Genomic DNA, 16,036 nt, shown 5'->3' with positions numbered 1-16,036 from the left:
GCCCCAGGGGCGCCCGCTTTGGTCTTAGGCTTCGGTTGCCGGCGTCGTTGCCGAACCGGGCGCCCGCGCGGTATCGCGATCCTTCCACCAGCGGCTGAGGAAGAGCAGGATCGGGCCGCCGATATAGATCGACGAGGTCGTTGCGACGATCACGCCGAACAGCATCGGCCAGGCGAAGGGCTTGACCGTGTCGCCGCCCCAGATCGCCATCGGCAGCAGCGAGGCCGCGACGGCAACCGAGGTGAAGATGCATCGCATGATCACCTGGTTGATCGAGAGATCGATAAGGTCCGAGAAGGGCATCGACTTGTACTTGCGCAGGTTTTCTCTCATGCGGTCGTAGACGACGACCTTGTCGTTGACCGAGTAGCCGATCAGCGTCAGCACGGCGGCGATGGCCGTCAGGTTGAAGTCGATCTGCATCAGCGAGAAGAAGCCGATCATCTTGGTGATGTCCAAGAGCAGCGTCGCGATGGCGCCCACGGCGAAGTGCCACTCGAAGCGCCACCAGATGTAGATCAGGATCGCCAGCATACCGAGGCCGACGGCGAGGAAGCCGGAGCGGGCAAGTTCGGTGCTGACCGTCGGGCCGACCACTTCCGTACGCTCGAAGCTGGCGTCCGGGATCACTTCGGCGACGCCGTCGCGGATCATCTGGAGCGCTGCGGTCTGCACCTCTTCGCCGCCCGGCTGGCGCTGGACGCGCACGAGGACGGACGTGCCCTGGCCGAATTCCTGCAGGGCCACTTCACCGAGATTGAGGCCCTCCATCTTCTCGCGCAGCGGGGCAAGGTTGATCGGCGTCTTCGACGTCGCCTCGACCTGGATGCCGCCGACGAAGTCGATGCCGTAGTTGAGGCCCGGCGTGAAGAACAGGATGACCGAGCTGATCGAGATGAAGGCCGACATGCCGATCGCGATATAGCGGCCACGCATGAAGGAGAAGCTCGGGATCGCCCAGACCTTGCCGAAGATCGAATGGATGTCGATCTTCTTCATCTTGCGGCGGATGACCACCTCGCGCATCAGGAGGCGCACGAAGGTGATCGACGTGAACATCGAGATCGCAAGACCGATGATCATGGTGATGGCGAAGCCACGCACCGGACCGGAACCGAACATGAAGAGCAGGATCATGCCGACCATGGTCGTCATGTTGCCATCGACGATGGTGGCATAGGCCTTGTTGAAGCCCACATCGAGCGCCTTCATGGCCCCCGCCCCGGCCGCCGTTTCCTCTCGGATACGGGCGTTGATCAGGATGTTGGCGTCAACGGCCATGCCGATGCCGAGGATGATGCCGGCGATGCCGGGCAAGGTGAGCGTCGAGCCGAGAAGACCGAGAAGACCGATCGTCAGGACGGTATGCAGCACGAGGCCGAGGTTGGCGATGAGACCCCACGAGCCGTAGAGCACCTGCATCAGCACCACGACGGCGGCAAGGCCGGCGAGACCCGTGTAGAGACCCATGCGGATCGAGTCCGAACCGAGGTTCGGCCCGACGGTGCGCTCCTCGATGATGGTGAGCGGAGCCGGCAGCGCGCCGGAGCGCAGCAGTGCCGAAAGGACGGTCGCTTCCTGCGGGTTGAAATTGCCGGAGATCTGGCCCTGGCCGCCGATGATCGGCTCGCGGATGACCGGCGCCGTCAGCACCTTGCCGTCGAGAACGATGGCGAAAGGCTTGCCGACATTGGCCTGGGTGATTTCCGCGAACTGGCGCGCGCCCGTCGAATCGAAGCTGAACGAGACGATCGGCTCGTTGGTACGCTGGTCGAAGCCGGCCTTGGCATCCGCAAGGCGATCGCCCGAAATGGCGACGCGCTCTTCCACGGCATACTTGCCGGGATCGTTGGCGCCGGGCAGGATCATCACGCCGCGCGGGGCGACGCTGTTCGGATCCACCGTCTGGTCGACCATGTGGAAGCTCATCTGCGCGGTCGAGCCGAGCAGCTGGCGCAGGCGCGTCGGATCCTGCAGGCCAGGCAGCTGGACGAGGATGCGGTCGCCGCCGACGCGCTGGATCAGCGGTTCGGCAACGCCGACCTGGTCGACGCGTCGACGGATGATTTCAAGGCTCTGCTCGACGGCGGCCGACATGCGCTCGTTGATGCCGGCTTCCGTCAGCGTGACGTTGATCAGGTTGCCGCTGGTGGCGACATCGATATCGGCGCTGCCGGCGGTGAAGCCGAGCGTCGTCGTCGGCGTCGCGAGCTTGCGCACCTCCGGCAGAATCTTGTCGAGCGTCGCCTGGTCGGGCAGCGTGATCGTCAGCGTGGTACCGCTGAGGCGGGCGGCCGAGGCGCGCTCGCCGGCAGTGCGCAGAATGGCGCGCGTATCGTTCAGCAGCACGTCCATGCGCGCTTTGCGCAGCGCCGCGGCATCGACCTCCAGCACGAGATGCGAGCCGCCCTTCAGGTCGAGACCGAGCGTGACGGGATTGGCGGGCAGGTAGCTCCCGAACTTGGCTTGCTGTTCGGACGTCAGCACGTTGGGCACGGCCGCGAGCACCCCGAAGAGGATGATCGCGATATAGACCAACAATGCCCATTTGGAGGTTTTCATGGGTTTGTTCCATCTAGACTGCCGGACGGGCGCGACAGGAAGTCGGCGCCGTCCGCGGGAATCGGAATTTCGAACGAATGGCGCGGCGTGCAGAGACGCCACAGGGCCTCAGGCGGCAAGGACCGGAGGCGCACGGCTGCGGAAGGATGCCGGGCCCAGGCGGAGGGGCACCGCATCGTCGACAGCGACAAAGACCACCGAAACAGAGGTCTCGAAGGGGTAGAGCACGACACCGGCGCCCGGGACGAGTGCCTTGCCGGCAGCATCGCCTTCCGGCAGGCCGCTCTTGGCCTTGGCGACCCGCCGTTCGGCATGGCCGCTTGCCGGGAACCACAGTTCATCGCCGGTCGCCGAGAGCGGCGATGGCGCGACGCCGCCTTCGGCGGCTGCCCGCGGCGGGTGGCCAGCATCATTTGCGCTGCCAGGAAGGGAGAATTGCGAGAGGAACAGGGTGACGAGCAGCACGAGGAAGCCGACGGGCGCAAAACCCCGCTCCCAGATCGTCGCTTCTCTGCCGGTCCTCAACGTCATACCCGTCCGTTTCTTCAGGGCGGAGCGCCGCGCGAAGCAGGCTTCGCAGCAATGCCGATGGTGCGCCAAGAACCACTTACCATCGGCCAAGTCAAGTTTTGACCGTAACGCTTCCTTTACACTTCGACGTTTCAGGCCTCACAATTCATGGATCGTGACGTCAGGGCAGGCCTTTTTCGCGAGGTCGCAGAGATGCTCGTGATGGGTCAGGTAGATCACCTGCCCGCCCGTCGCCATCGCGCCCATCACCGTCAGGGCATTGAGCGCACGCCGGTCGTCGAAGGTTTCCATGATGTCGTCGGCGATGAAGGGCACGATCTCGCGACTGGCGGCGATCTCGTGATAGCCCGCAACGCGCAGCGCCAGATAGAGCTGGAAGCGCGTGCCCTTGGAGAGGTCCTTCGCAAGCTTCGAGCCGCCTGGGGCGGCGTTGACGACGAGGAATTCGCTGTCCTTTTCGAGGATCGTCGACAGGCCGGTATATTCGCCCGCCGTGATGTCGCGGAACGTCCGCGAGGCGCGTTCCATCATCGCGCTGCGGTGACGCTCGCGGTAGAGTCGCAGAGCCTGTTCCGCCGCCAGAATGCCGGCGCGCGTCGCCAGATAGCGGCGCGACTTCTCCGCAAGCTCGATCAGCACCGTGCGCCGCCGTTCCTCCAGCACCGCCGCCGCATCGCTGCCGGCGACCTTAGCCAGCGCTTCCTCCGCTCGGGCGCGCAGAAGGTGCTGCTCCTGCACCGCGCGGTCGAGCTCCTCGAGCCGTGCGGAAAGGTCTCCCCTTTCCGCGGAAAGCTGGTCGTCATCGACCGCCGAGAGCAGCGCCTCGGCTTCATCGACCGTTTCCGTGTGCAGCTGCTGGGCGAGATCACGCCCGACATCCTGGACGCGCGCCAGAATGTCGTCGCGCTTGCGATAGGCTTCGATGAGAAGATCCGCCTCCGCAAGCGTGTCGCAGCCAAGGACGGAATAGACCTCCGCGAGCCGCGCGGTAAGCACCGCACGACGCTCGTCCAGTGCACCCTCCTCCTCGGCAAGGCGCAGCCCCGCCTTGTCGATCGCCTCGCGCCGCTGGCGCACCGCTGTCGCCGCGGCAAGCCGCCGGCCGAAGGCCGCGACGGTGGAAAGCGGGTCCTCATTGTCGAACGGCTCGGACAGACGCTCGGCAAGGCGACGGGCGTGGCCGGCATAATCCTGCTGGTCCCGGCGCATGCCGGCGATGCGGTGATCGAACTCCCCGCGCCGCTCGACATTCTGGGCGAGCGTCTGCAGCGCCGGAAGGAGGGCGCCGACGCGCTCCAGGGCGACGGGCGCGTCCGGCCCGGCGAGCCAGGTGCCGGCGATGTCCCGCTCCCAGGCCTCCTGCCATGCGCCAAGTGCCGCCGTGGCGTCTTCCGCGGCCTTGCCGCGCATATCCATATCGGCCTTCAGACGGGCAAACTGCACGGCCGCAGAATTCCGCCGGGCCTCGGCGGCCTTCAGCGCCTCCAGCCGGTCCTCGGCAAGGAACAACGCTTCATCGAAGGGGCTGTCCTCGGCCAGCACTTCACCCAGCAGGGCGGCCAACCGCGCCAGTACGTCGTGCCTCTCCCTTTCCACGAGATCGGCTTCCACGGTGCGCTGAGCAAGCCCGCCGATGGCATCAAGCGCTGCCGCCCGCCGCTCCAGCCAACCGGCCATGTCCGCCAAAGTCGTCCCCTCAGGCAAGCCGAGGCGTGCGGCAAGCGACGACACCTCACCTTCGACTTCCGCCCGCACCTCGGACAGACGGGTCCCTTCACCGGCAAGGGTCTCCAGCCGCGCCGTGCCTTCCGCGATCGTCCGTTCGAGAAGGCGCAGCTCCGAAAGGCGGTCGGCATTGCGCAGGCGCGCATCCGAAGCCTTGTCATCCGCGCGCATCGCCTGCTCGAAGGCATCGGCAGAGCCGCTGTCGAGCGTGCCGGCATGCCTCTGCCAGGCCGCATCCCGCAGGGCTCGCAGATGGCCGGCATGTTCTTCGCCCGCCGCACCGGTCGCCTTTTGAAGCGCCCCGAGCGTTGCGCGGGCAGAGGCGACCTCCAGCTCCAGCGCGGCAACCTGCTCGCGTTGACGGTGCAAGGCCTCATCGGCCGAATCATGTCGTTTGCGCAAACCCTCTATATCGCCGGGCGATGGCGCAGCCACGGCCTCCAGGCTCGCCGCGGTGCCGGACCAGGGAGCAAGACGCGCCATCGCTCCATCGGCATCCTGCCGGGCCAGCGCGACGAGGCGACGGGCCTCGCGCAAGCGCGCCGAAAGGTCGCCGGACCGCGCAGCGCGCAGGGCTGCGGCGAGCGAGGACTGACGCGCCGCGTCCGCCTGCACGTCCTCGTCCGAAATGGCGCCCGCCTCGTCTCCCATGGCGGCAAGCGCCCGCTCGGCCTCGGCACGCTCGCGAAGCGCCGTCGCGGCGCGTTCGGCAAGCGCCGACCGTCGGGACAGGAGGGCGGCAAGCTTTTCGCCAAGGCCCGGAGGCAGCAGAATGCCCGCCGGGTCGGCATCCGCAGCGAGCCCGAACGCGGCGAGGCTTGTCCCGATGGAAACGGCAACCCGGTCCCGTTCCGCCTCGCGGACAGCAAGATCCATCGCCGCGGTGCGGAAGCGGGCCTCGAGCGCGGAACCGGAAAGCGCCGTGATATCACCTGCGGCCGCCAGAACGGCCTCGTCCTCAGGCAGCTCCGCCAGCTCCTCGGAAAAATGCAGGCGCTCCCCCTCCATGCGCGCCGCGCGGGCAGCGATTTCCGCCTCCTCGCGCGCCAGTTCGCCGGAGAGCGAACGCCAGCTGATCGGCGGAGAATCGCCCAGATCGAAGGCGCCGAGCTCGGTACGCAAAGCCCGCAGGCGCCGAAGGTAAGGCAATGCGGAAAGGCAGCGCTCCACCTGCGCCAGCGCGGCGCGCACCTCGGTCCGGGCGGCCGTCATCTCGCCGTGCCGCTCGACAGCGGCGTCGCGGTCGCGCACCAGCAGGCCGTAATCGCGGGCGGCGACATCGAGCGCCTTGCGCTCGGCCGCCAGCGTCTCGATATCCGCCTTGAGCCCGGAGAGCCCGTGCTTGCGGCCGGAGGGACGATAGAACTCGTCGGCCTCCGCCTTCAGCGCCGCAAGACCCGTGGCCATGTCGGAAAGACCGGAGCTGGCGGAAAAGAGCATCGACCCCAGCTCGCCCTCGCTCTTCAGGATGTCCTCGCCGCCCCTCTCGATGCTCTCGTCGTCGAGCGAGAACATGGTGCGATAGGCGTTGCGATCCATGCCGCCGAGCACGGCGGCAAAGAGCGTCTCCGGCAAGGGCCGGTCATCGGCGGTGACGAGCGAGGCCTGGTTGCGCTTCAGGCGGTAGGCCTCGTGGCGCTCGGCACCGACGGAGAACTGCCCGCCGACGCGCATCAGGGCATAGGGATGCAGGAAGCCGTAGGCGCTGGATTTCTCGATGCCGAAAAGCAGATCGAGATAGGCCGAAAAAAGCGTCGACTTGCCCGCCTCGTTCGGGCCGTAGACAAGATGGAAATCCGGCTTGCCCGGCGTGGCCGTACCGAAATCGAGGCTGCGGTCGGTAAATTTTCCGTAGCGGACGAGGTCCAGGCGATCGAGACGCATCGGCTAGCCCCCCGCCCCTTCGCCGCCAAGGCGGGCGAGAACGGCATCGGCCCCTCGCAGGGCGAGGTCGTGCAATAGGGCCTCCTCCGCCGCTTCGTCCACGGCCAGCAGGCCGCGCGCCTCCTTCGGCAACTGGCGCAGGAGATCGCCCAGCGTCTCGCGCAACTCTTCGCGATAGGCATGGCTTTCGATGACATCCTCGCGCATCAGACGGGACATCTCCGTGAGCGGACCGGCATCGGCACCCGCCGCGGCAAGCGGCACGGAAACGGAAAGTTCCACCGCCTCGATCCAGCATTCGCCGAGCGAGGCGGCAACGTTCTGCAGCTCGGCGGTGAGCAGATCCTCGTCGCGGCGCAGGCGCCAGGAAAGCGGTGTGGCGCCGTCAAGCGCAAGGCGTGCGACGAGATGGGCGCCGCGTGCTTGCGCCCTCGCCTCGGCCAGCACGGCTTCGACGCGGTCAAGCATGCCGTGCCAGTCTTCGATACCAGAGAGATCGACGGAAAGCCGCTCGAACACCGCGACCGCGACCGGATGCATCTCGCAGGTGATCGTGCCGTCGTCCTCGATGGTGGCGAGCGTGATGCCTTTGGGGCCACCTTCGTTGATGTCGCGGCCCTGCGGATTGCCGGGCATGACGATCCACGGTTTTTCGAGATGCACCCGCCGCTGGTGGATGTGTCCAAGCGCCCAGTAGTCGAAGCCGTGCGCGGCAAGATCGGCTGTGCCGACAGGTGCATAGGGATCGTGGCGGCTCGCACCGGCCAAGCTGGTGTGCATGAGGCCGATGTTCACCGCATCCGGCACGGGTGCACGAAAACTCGGCAGCAGCGATGCCGGGGCATGGGGGTTGGCAAAGCTGATGCCGTGGACGTGGATCTCGCGGCCACTCGCCAGCACGCCGGCCTTCACCGGCTTTCCGCGGCCATCGAAGACGTGCACGTTCGGCGGAAAGGTAAGTTCGCGGGTGATCTGCGACTGGGCGTCGTGATTGCCGCGGATGAGGAAGACGCGGATGCCGGCCGCATCCAGCCGGCGCATCTGGCCCATCAGGAAGAGCGCCGTCGCCATGGAGGTCTGCGAACCGTCGTAGAGGTCGCCGGCGATGATGAGGGCATCGACCGCCTCGGTGATCGCAAGATCGACGATACGCTCCAGCGCCTTGCGTGTCGCTCCGCGCACCAGCTCGCCAAGCTCGGCATTGCGCAGAGCGAGCGATGTCAGGGGCGAATCGAGATGGAGATCGGCGGTGTGAATGAAGCGGAACGGCATGGCCGGACAATCGCTTTCCCCCTCCTCCGGGTCAATGCTTGGCGCCCCGCAGCCAAGGTTATGCAGGAGAGAAATCGTCTCACCCCGAAAATTCCGGGAAAGGGCAGGAATAACGCCCGCGACCTGACCGTTCGCATTTACAGAGATCGTTCAATATCTATGATCAAATTATCCGAAAACCTTCGTGATCATTTGACATGGTCCCTCATAATACCTATATTTCCCCTCATGAGTAGCACGATAGAAATTTCCCAGGGCATGTTCAAACTCTACCATCAGGTGAGCCGCCTGGTGAACGAGTGCATGATGGATGAAGGCGTGTCGCTTGCCCGTAGCAAGTTCCTGCTTCTTCTGGAATGTCAGGGCCCGCAGCGTTCGACGGACATCGCCTGCGCGCTCGGTTTCGCGCCCCGCACGGTAACGGAAGCGATCGACGGCCTCGAGCGGGACAAGCTGGTCAAGCGCGAGCCGGACCCGAAGGATCGGCGTGCCAAGATCGTCTCGATCACGGATATGGGCCGCACGGTGATCTCCGCCGCACAGCAGCCGCAGCACAAGATGATCGAGGCGATCTTCGCGGTGCTGACCGAAGACCAGAAGCAGCACCTCAAGGACATCATCGGCTGCCTCAGCGAGAAGACCGAGGAATTGCAGCGCGAACGGGACAAGGTCGAAGGCGACACCGCCGCAGCGCCCATGCGCCCCTTGCGGGCCGTCGGCTAAGCCGGACGGCAACGGAAAACGGAAGAAGGCCGGGATTTCACGACCCTGGCCTTCTTTGTCTGAAGCGTTCAGCGTCCTCCCCTGCCCGCTGCCTCCCCCCCCCCAATAAGCGGGGAGAAGTGTAAGCAAGAATGGACGGCCCGCGGAGCTTACATGGCGTTCATCGGGCCGATGCCGAAAAACAGCGTCTCACCCGAGGAACCATCCACGCCGTCATTGTCGGTCATGACGAAGCCATTGCCGGCGGCGTCGATGGCAAAGCCTTCGACCTTGTCGACGACGAAGCCGTTGGTGGCGCCCTTCAGGTCCGGGATGAGGTCACGGACCTCTTCCTTCTTGACGACAGGCAGTTCACCGCCGAGTGCGGCCGGCTTCAGATCGGCAAGCGCCACGCGGTACAGCTTCTTCAGCTTGGCCGCCTGGCCGATCAGGTTGTCGCGCTCGATGATATAGGCATGGTCGCCGCTGACGGTGATTTCGGAAAGGCCGACCCAGCCGCTTTCGGTTTTTTCGAGCGGATAGCGCACGGCGCCCCATTCCTCGGAGGACGGCTTGTAGGAGACGAGCTTCACGAAACCCTTCTCGTCGTCGCCCCATTCACGCTGCATGGCCATCCACAGCACCTTGTCATCGCCTTCGCCGACGCTGGTGATGCCTTCGAAGCCGAAGCGCTTCTCGCCGGCGCGCAGCGCGGCGGGAATGGCGATTTCCTTCTGGATCTCGCCCTTTTCGTTCACATGGATGATGGCATGGCCGACCAGCTTGTCGGCATCGCCCTCGTTGGCAAGCCAGAAACCGCCCTCGCCATCCGGCGTCAGGCCCTCGCTGTCGAGCTTCTGGGCGGCGGCACCGTTGCGGGTAATGCGCAGCGCATCGACGATCTTCGCCGGCTTCGCGGTGGCGTCGATCGTGAAGATCGTCGGCTGCGAGGCGTAGAAGGAATCGTTGACGGCGTAGAGCATACCCGGCTTGTCCTTGACCGGTGCGAGGCCCGAGAGGGCGCCGAAGCCGATCAGTTCGCCATCCTTTTCCGTGGAGACGATCTGCGGATAGGCAGCTTCGCCTTCGGCACGCTCATAGATCATGACATGCGAACGGGCGCCGCCGTCCTCCACGAGATCGGTCTCGTTGGCGGTCACGAAGAGATTGCGGTTCGGGATGGCGACGGCTCCTTCCGGGCCAACGCCCGAGGGCAGCAGCTGGAGAAGCGCGGGCTCGGCGCCGGTATCCTTGTAGACACCGACGATCGAGGCGCGCTCGGCGAGCACGAAGAACAGGTTGTCATCGCCGAACTTGGCGGCTTCCATGCCTTCCGGCTCGACGCCCTTCTTGTTGCGCTTGTCCGGATAGTGGCCGATCTTGGCAATCTCGCGCTCGAAGGCCGCGCCGTTCTCGTAGAGGACCTTGCCCTGCTTGTCGAAGATGGTGAAGCCGCGGGCGCCACCCTTCCAGTCGCCCTCATTGGCGACGACCAGGCGGTTGTCGTCCAGCCACTTCACGGCATCGGGCTCGCGCGCCACGTCCTTCATCTCGCCGGTGAATTTCAGCGCACCGTCCTTCTTGGTGTCGACGCCTTCAAGGCTGACCGTACCGGCGGAGAAGTGGCTCTTTACCGTGCCGGCCTTGCCGTCGACGATGACGATATGGTTGTTTTCCTGGAGGGTAACGGCAACTTCGTCGAGGCCGTTGAAGGAGACGAATTCGGGTTCGGGATCCTCGCCGGCGACATCGGCAAGGCCGGTCAGCGCCACATGCTTGATCGAACCGCAATCGACGACACCGTCCTTGAGGGAGAGCAGCACGAGATCGCCGGCCGGCATCTGCGGGATGGCGCCGTCATTGACCTCTTCGTCGCGCTCGTTCTCGATGGCGATGGCGGCGATCGTCCTGTCCTTGTTGAGGGCGATCGAATCCGGCTGACCGCCGAGATCGCAGGTCGCCTCGACGGCCCTGGAGGCCACATCGACCTGGGCGAGCACACCCGACGGCTTCACGAAGCTTTCGCGCGTGTTGATCGCGACGAGCGCCTTGCCGGCGGCAATGGTGACCGAGGTCGGCTCGCCGTCGAAGGCGACGGTGCCGCCGGCCTTCGGAGCCTTGGCGTCGGTGATGTCGATGAAGCCGATGGCCTTGTTCGGGCTGTCGGAATAGACGAGCGTGTTGCCGTCTTCCGAGGCGCTGATGATCTCGGACGAGGTCGGCGTCGCCTTGTCGACACCCTCGGGCAGGTTGTCGGCAACGGCGAAGGACGCAATGCGATTGAAGACGGGCTCGGCGCTGGCGGCGGAGGCCACCGATGCGGCGAGAACCGCAGCGAGCGCGGCGGTGATCGAACGGTTTTTCATGAAATCCTCCGGGATCCGGTCAAAAGGAACCCGGCGGTTCTGAGGCTTTCGTGTTACAGGCCGATGACATTTCGGCGACGGTCCGTTGCCTTCCCGTCAAATAAAAGGGGGCCCGGAAGAACCGGACCCCGACCCTGAATTTCAGGTTTGGCGGCGGAGTGGATAACCGCTCTGCCCGAACCAAGGATCAGCCGTTGACGGCGTCCTTCAGGCCCTTGCCGGCCGAGAACTTCGGCACGTTGCGTGCCGGAATCTCGATCTCGGCGCCGGTCGAGAGGTTGCGGCCCTTCGAGGCTTCACGGCGCGATACGGAGAAATTGCCGAAACCGACGAGACGAACGTCGCCGCCGTTCTTGAGCTCACCCTGGATCGTCTCGAAAACGGCGTCGACAGCCGATGCTGCGTCCGTTTTGGAGAGGCCAGACTTCTCAGCCACTGCGGATACGAGTTCATTCTTGTTCATGTTTCCACCCCTTTCATACGGTTTGAAACGACTCATACAAGTCGGGGGCAGAATACGCATCGCCCCTCGCCCCGCAAGAAAATTTCGTCGCAAAACCCTGAGAATCCGGGCTTTACACACGTTTTTCAACGAAAAAGACCGGCCGAAAGGCCGGTCTTTTCTCGTTTCGCTCCAAAATGCCGGATGCATTACCCGGCATCAAGGCTCAATGCGCGATCGCGCCGGTGCTCTCATCGGTCGATTCGACCGCCGGAACCTTGGCGTCTTCGACCGTCGCATCCCATTCGATCGGCTCCGGCCGGCGAACGAGCGCATGCTTGATCACCTCACCCATGCGCGAGACCGGAACGATCTCCATGTTGTTCTTCACGTTATCCGGAATCTCCGCCAGGTCCTTGGCGTTCTCTTCCGGGATCAGCACCTTCTTGATGCCGCCGCGAAGCGCCGCGAGCAGCTTTTCCTTGAGACCGCCGATCGGCAGGACCCGGCCGCGCAGCGTCACTTCGCCCGTCATCGCGATGTCCTTCGAGACCGGGATTCCGGTCATGATGGAAACGATGGCGGTCGCCATGGCGATACCGGCCGACGGACCGTCCTTCGGCGTCGCGCCTTCCGGCACGTGCACGTGGATATCGGTCTTGTCGAAGCGCGGCGGCTCGATGCCGAAATCGACGGCGCGCGAGCGGACATAGGACGCCGCTGCCGAGATCGATTCCTTCATCACATCCTTCAGGTTGCCCGTAACCGTCATGCGGCCCTTGCCACCCGGCAGGCTGACGCCTTCGATGGTGAGCAGCTCGCCGCCGACTTCCGTCCAGGCAAGACCCGTAACAACGCCAACCTGATCCTCGCGCTCGGCCTCGCCGTGGCGGAAGCGCGGAACGCCGAGGAAGTCGTGGATGTTGTCTGCCGTGACCTCGACCGTCTTCGACTTGCCCTTGATGATCTCGGTGACCGCCTTGCGGGCGAGCTTCATCAATTCACGCTCGAAGTTACGCACACCGGCTTCGCGGGTGTACTGCTGGATGACCGCCATCAGCGCGCCGTCCGTCACCGAAAACTCCTTCGGCTGAAGGGCGTGATCGCGGATCGCCTTCGGCAGCAGGTGCCGCTTGGCAATTTCCAGTTTCTCTTCTTCCGTATAGCCGGCAATGCGGATCACTTCCATGCGGTCCATGAGGGGCGCCGGAATGTTCAGCGTGTTCGCCGTCGTCACGAACATGACGTTGGACAGGTCGTATTCGACTTCCAGGTAGTGGTCCATGAAGGTCGAGTTCTGTTCCGGATCGAGCACCTCCAGGAGAGCCGAGGACGGATCGCCGCGGAAATCCATGCCCATCTTGTCGATCTCGTCGAGCAGGAAGAGCGGGTTGGACTTCTTCGCCTTCTTCATCGACTGGATGACCTTGCCGGGCATCGAGCCGATATAGGTGCGGCGGTGACCGCGGATTTCGGCCTCGTCACGCACGCCGCCGAGCGCCATGCGGATGTATTCGCGGCCGGTCGCCTTGGCGATCGATTTCGCGAGCGAGGTCTTGCCGACGCCCGGAGGGCCGACAAGGCACAGGATCGGGCCCTTGATCTTGGCCGAGCGAGCCTGCACGGCGAGATATTCGACGATGCGCTCCTTGACCTTGTCGAGGCCGAAATGATCCTCGTCGAGAATCTTTTCCGCAGCGTTGAGGTCGGTCTTGATCTTCGACTTCTTGCCCCACGGAATGCCCGTCAGCCAGTCGAGATAGTTGCGCACGACGGTGGCTTCCGCCGACATCGGGCTCATCTGGCGCAGCTTCTTCAGCTCGGCATCCGCCTTTTCGCGGGCCTCCTTGGAGAGCTTCGCCTTGGCGATCTTTTCTTCCAGTTCGGCCATCTCGTCACGGCCGTCCTCGCCGTCGCCGAGCTCCTTCTGGATCGCCTTCATCTGTTCGTTGAGGTAGTACTCGCGCTGCGTCTTCTCCATCTGGCGCTTGACGCGCGAGCGGATGCGCTTTTCGACCTGCAGGACCGAGATCTCACCTTCCATGAAGCCGAGCGCCTTTTCAAGGCGCAGCTTGACGCTCGTCGTCTCCAGCATCTCCTGCTTTTCGACGATCTTGATGGAGAGGTGCGAGGCGACGGTGTCGGCGAGCTTCGAATAGTCCTCGATCTGGCTCGCGGCACCGACGACTTCGGGCGAAATCTTCTTGTTGAGCTTTACATAGTTCTCGAACTCGGAGACGACCGAGCGCGATAGCGCCTCGACCTCCACCGGGTCTTCTTCCGGCTCGGCCAGGACATGGGCCATCGCCTCGTAGAATTCCTCGCGGTCCGTATAGCCGTCGATCTCGGCGCGCGCGCGGCCTTCGACCAGCACCTTGACGGTACCATCGGGGAGCTTGAGGAGCTGGAGCACGTTGGCGACGGTGCCGATGCGATAGATGGCATCGGTTTCCGGGTCGTCGTCGGAGGCATTGATCTGGGTGGCAAGCATGATCTGCTTGTCGGTACCCATGACCTCCTCGAGTGCGCGGATCGACTTCTCGCGGCCGACGAACAGCGGGACGATCATGTGCGGGAACACCACGATGTCGCGCAGGGGCAGGACCGGGAAGGCCGTGGAGTCGTGCGACGCAGACGTCTTTTTCGTCATGTCATTTCCTTTCAAACGTCCCGTTTCCGGGAACCGGTCCATTCGGCGCTCAGAGTGCCGGGCCGGCGATCTTTTCCATCCACAAGTGGCGTGCAGCCAACACATTTTCAAGCCCGGTTGCGGAGTGCCCCACCCCGTGACAGACAAGCGAACCAACACCGGAAGTGTAGTCTTCCGCGCTGTCGCGGAACTTGCGGCCTTCCCCCCGGCAGCACCGCCGGAGCATACGCAGAACAGAATCGAAGTCTTCCATTCTGGCTTGGCGCGCACCGTTTCGCAACGGCTCCCGAAGCAGCGGAAGGTTGCACATCATGCCCCTTCCCGCTGCAGGCGACCAGTCACGAAATGTCACTAGCCGCCTCAAACGAAAAGACCCGCCGGCGGCGGGTCCTTCCTGAACGGGTTTGGCGCGATCAGGCCGAAACGTTGGCCTTCTCGTCGGTGCGCTCCGAGTAGATGTAGAGCGGACGGGCCGACCCCTTGACCACCTCGTCGGAGATGACGACCTCGCGCACGCCTTCCAGCGTCGGAAGTTCGAACATCGTGTCGAGCAGGATCTTCTCCATGATCGAGCGCAGGCCGCGCGCACCGGTCTTGCGGACGATCGCCTTGCGGGCGATCTCGCGCAGCGCGTCCTCGTGGAAGGTCAATTCGACGTCTTCCATCTCGAACAGGCGCTGGTACTGCTTGACCAGAGCGTTCTTCGGCTCCGACAGGATCTGGATCAGCGCGTCCTCGTCGAGGTCTTCGAGCGTCGCCAGGACCGGCAGACGGCCGATGAATTCCGGGATGAGTCCGAATTTCACCAGGTCTTCCGGCTCCAGTTCGCGCAACACTTCACCGACGCGGCGGTCTTCCGGCGAGCGGACCTGTGCCCCGAAGCCGATCGACGTCTTTTCGCCACGGGCGGAGATGATCTTGTCGAGACCGGCGAAGGCACCGCCGCAGATGAACAGGATGTTCGTCGTGTCGACCTGCAGGAATTCCTGCTGCGGATGCTTGCGACCACCCTGCGGCGGTACGGATGCAACCGTGCCTTCCATGATCTTCAGAAGCGCCTGCTGCACGCCCTCGCCCGACACGTCGCGGGTGATCGACGGGTTGTCGGACTTGCGCGAGATCTTGTCGACTTCATCGATATAGACGATGCCGCGCTGCGCGCGCTCGACGTTGTAATCGGCGGCCTGAAGCAGCTTCAGGATGATGTTCTCCACGTCCTCGCCGACGTAACCGGCTTCGGTCAGCGTCGTGGCGTCGGCCATGGTGAAGGGTACATCGATGATGCGGGCGAGCGTCTGGGCGAGATAGGTCTTGCCGCAGCCCGTGGGGCCGACCAGCATGATGTTCGACTTCGCCAGTTCCACGTCCGAGCCCTTGGCGGCATGCGCCAGTCGCTTGTAGTGGTTGTGCACCGCGACCGACAGGATGCGCTTTGCCTGCTGCTGGCCGATGACATATTCGTCGAGAACCTTGATGATATCCTGGGGCGTGGGAACGCCGTCACGGGATTTCACCATGGAGGTCTTGTTCTCCTCGCGGATGATGTCCATGCACAATTCGACGCATTCATCGCAGATGAACACCGTCGGTCCGGCAATCAGCTTGCGGACCTCGTGCTGGCTCTTGCCGCAGAAGGAGCAGTAGAGGGTATTCTTGGAGTCGCCGCCGTTGCTGCCGCTGACCTTGCTCATATCACTTTCCTTCCAGCACGCCGTTCATCTCCCGGAAGATGGCCGGACCACTCAAACCGCCTTTGCCGGATACGCCTACGCGCCCTTTCAAAGGCTCCAGGGGTACTGACCGGCCAGGGCCCCGCCCTTGAACCGGTTGCAACGCATTCCCCGTTTAAACACCGAATGCTAAGCCGTCACAAATCAACATAGCATTAACGGCCAATATTAC

At 64.3% G+C, this 16,036-nt stretch carries 9 protein-coding genes; 1 reads left to right on the top strand and 8 read right to left on the bottom strand.

All coding sequences use genetic code 11. The features are described 5' to 3' along the window. Positions 1 to 24: 24 nt before the first annotated feature. From secD to K0P03_RS06260, 4 genes are all read right to left on the bottom strand, one after another. Entirely contained in the window at positions 25 to 2,562 is a 2,538-nt protein-coding gene (gene secD / locus K0P03_RS06275; protein WP_272789151.1) for a protein translocase subunit SecD, read from the bottom strand. A 108-nt stretch (positions 2,563 to 2,670) separates the two neighbouring features. Continuing rightward, positions 2,671 to 3,093: a hypothetical protein gene (locus K0P03_RS06270; RefSeq protein ID WP_272789150.1), complete on the bottom strand. Its 423-nt coding sequence runs from the start codon at positions 3,091 to 3,093 to the stop codon at positions 2,671 to 2,673. Positions 3,094 to 3,231: 138 nt separating this feature from the next. Next, positions 3,232 to 6,702: an AAA family ATPase gene (locus K0P03_RS06265; protein WP_272789149.1), complete on the bottom strand. Its 3,471-nt coding sequence runs from the start codon at positions 6,700 to 6,702 to the stop codon at positions 3,232 to 3,234. A gap of 3 nt (positions 6,703 to 6,705) precedes the next feature. Beyond that, positions 6,706 to 7,974, bottom strand: coding sequence for a metallophosphoesterase family protein (locus K0P03_RS06260; protein ID WP_272789148.1), 1,269 nt, complete (start codon positions 7,972 to 7,974; stop codon positions 6,706 to 6,708). Positions 7,975 to 8,232: 258 nt separating this feature from the next. Between K0P03_RS06260 and K0P03_RS06255 the strand changes: the two genes are divergently transcribed. Then, entirely contained in the window at positions 8,233 to 8,697 is a 465-nt protein-coding gene (locus K0P03_RS06255; protein WP_245290097.1) for a MarR family winged helix-turn-helix transcriptional regulator, read from the top strand. Positions 8,698 to 8,846: 149 nt separating this feature from the next. On the opposite strand, the gene K0P03_RS06250 is transcribed toward K0P03_RS06255, so the two are convergent. The 4 genes from K0P03_RS06250 to clpX form a co-directional block, all read right to left on the bottom strand. Beyond that, positions 8,847 to 11,042, bottom strand: a complete 2,196-nt coding sequence (locus K0P03_RS06250) for an esterase-like activity of phytase family protein (RefSeq protein ID WP_272789147.1) — start codon at positions 11,040 to 11,042, stop codon at positions 8,847 to 8,849. Between the two features lie 187 nt (positions 11,043 to 11,229). After that, complete coding sequence (gene hupB / locus K0P03_RS06245; protein ID WP_023516583.1) at positions 11,230 to 11,505, bottom strand: DNA-binding protein HupB; 276 nt, start codon at positions 11,503 to 11,505, stop codon at positions 11,230 to 11,232. A 205-nt stretch (positions 11,506 to 11,710) separates the two neighbouring features. Beyond that, positions 11,711 to 14,134, bottom strand: coding sequence for an endopeptidase La (gene lon, locus K0P03_RS06240; RefSeq protein WP_050743021.1), 2,424 nt, complete (start codon positions 14,132 to 14,134; stop codon positions 11,711 to 11,713). Positions 14,135 to 14,547: 413 nt separating this feature from the next. Beyond that, positions 14,548 to 15,825 (bottom strand): ATP-dependent Clp protease ATP-binding subunit ClpX, encoded by a 1,278-nt coding sequence (gene clpX / locus K0P03_RS06235; RefSeq protein WP_024270647.1) that lies wholly within the window; start codon positions 15,823 to 15,825, stop codon positions 14,548 to 14,550. Positions 15,826 to 16,036 lie beyond the last annotated feature (211 nt).

The sequence above is a fragment of the Shinella sp. HY16 genome, from assembly GCF_028534175.1.
Taxonomy (GTDB): domain Bacteria; phylum Pseudomonadota; class Alphaproteobacteria; order Rhizobiales; family Rhizobiaceae; genus Shinella.
The sequence above is the reverse complement of the archived record's forward strand: the minus strand, read 5'-3'. Positions and strand labels throughout refer to the sequence as shown.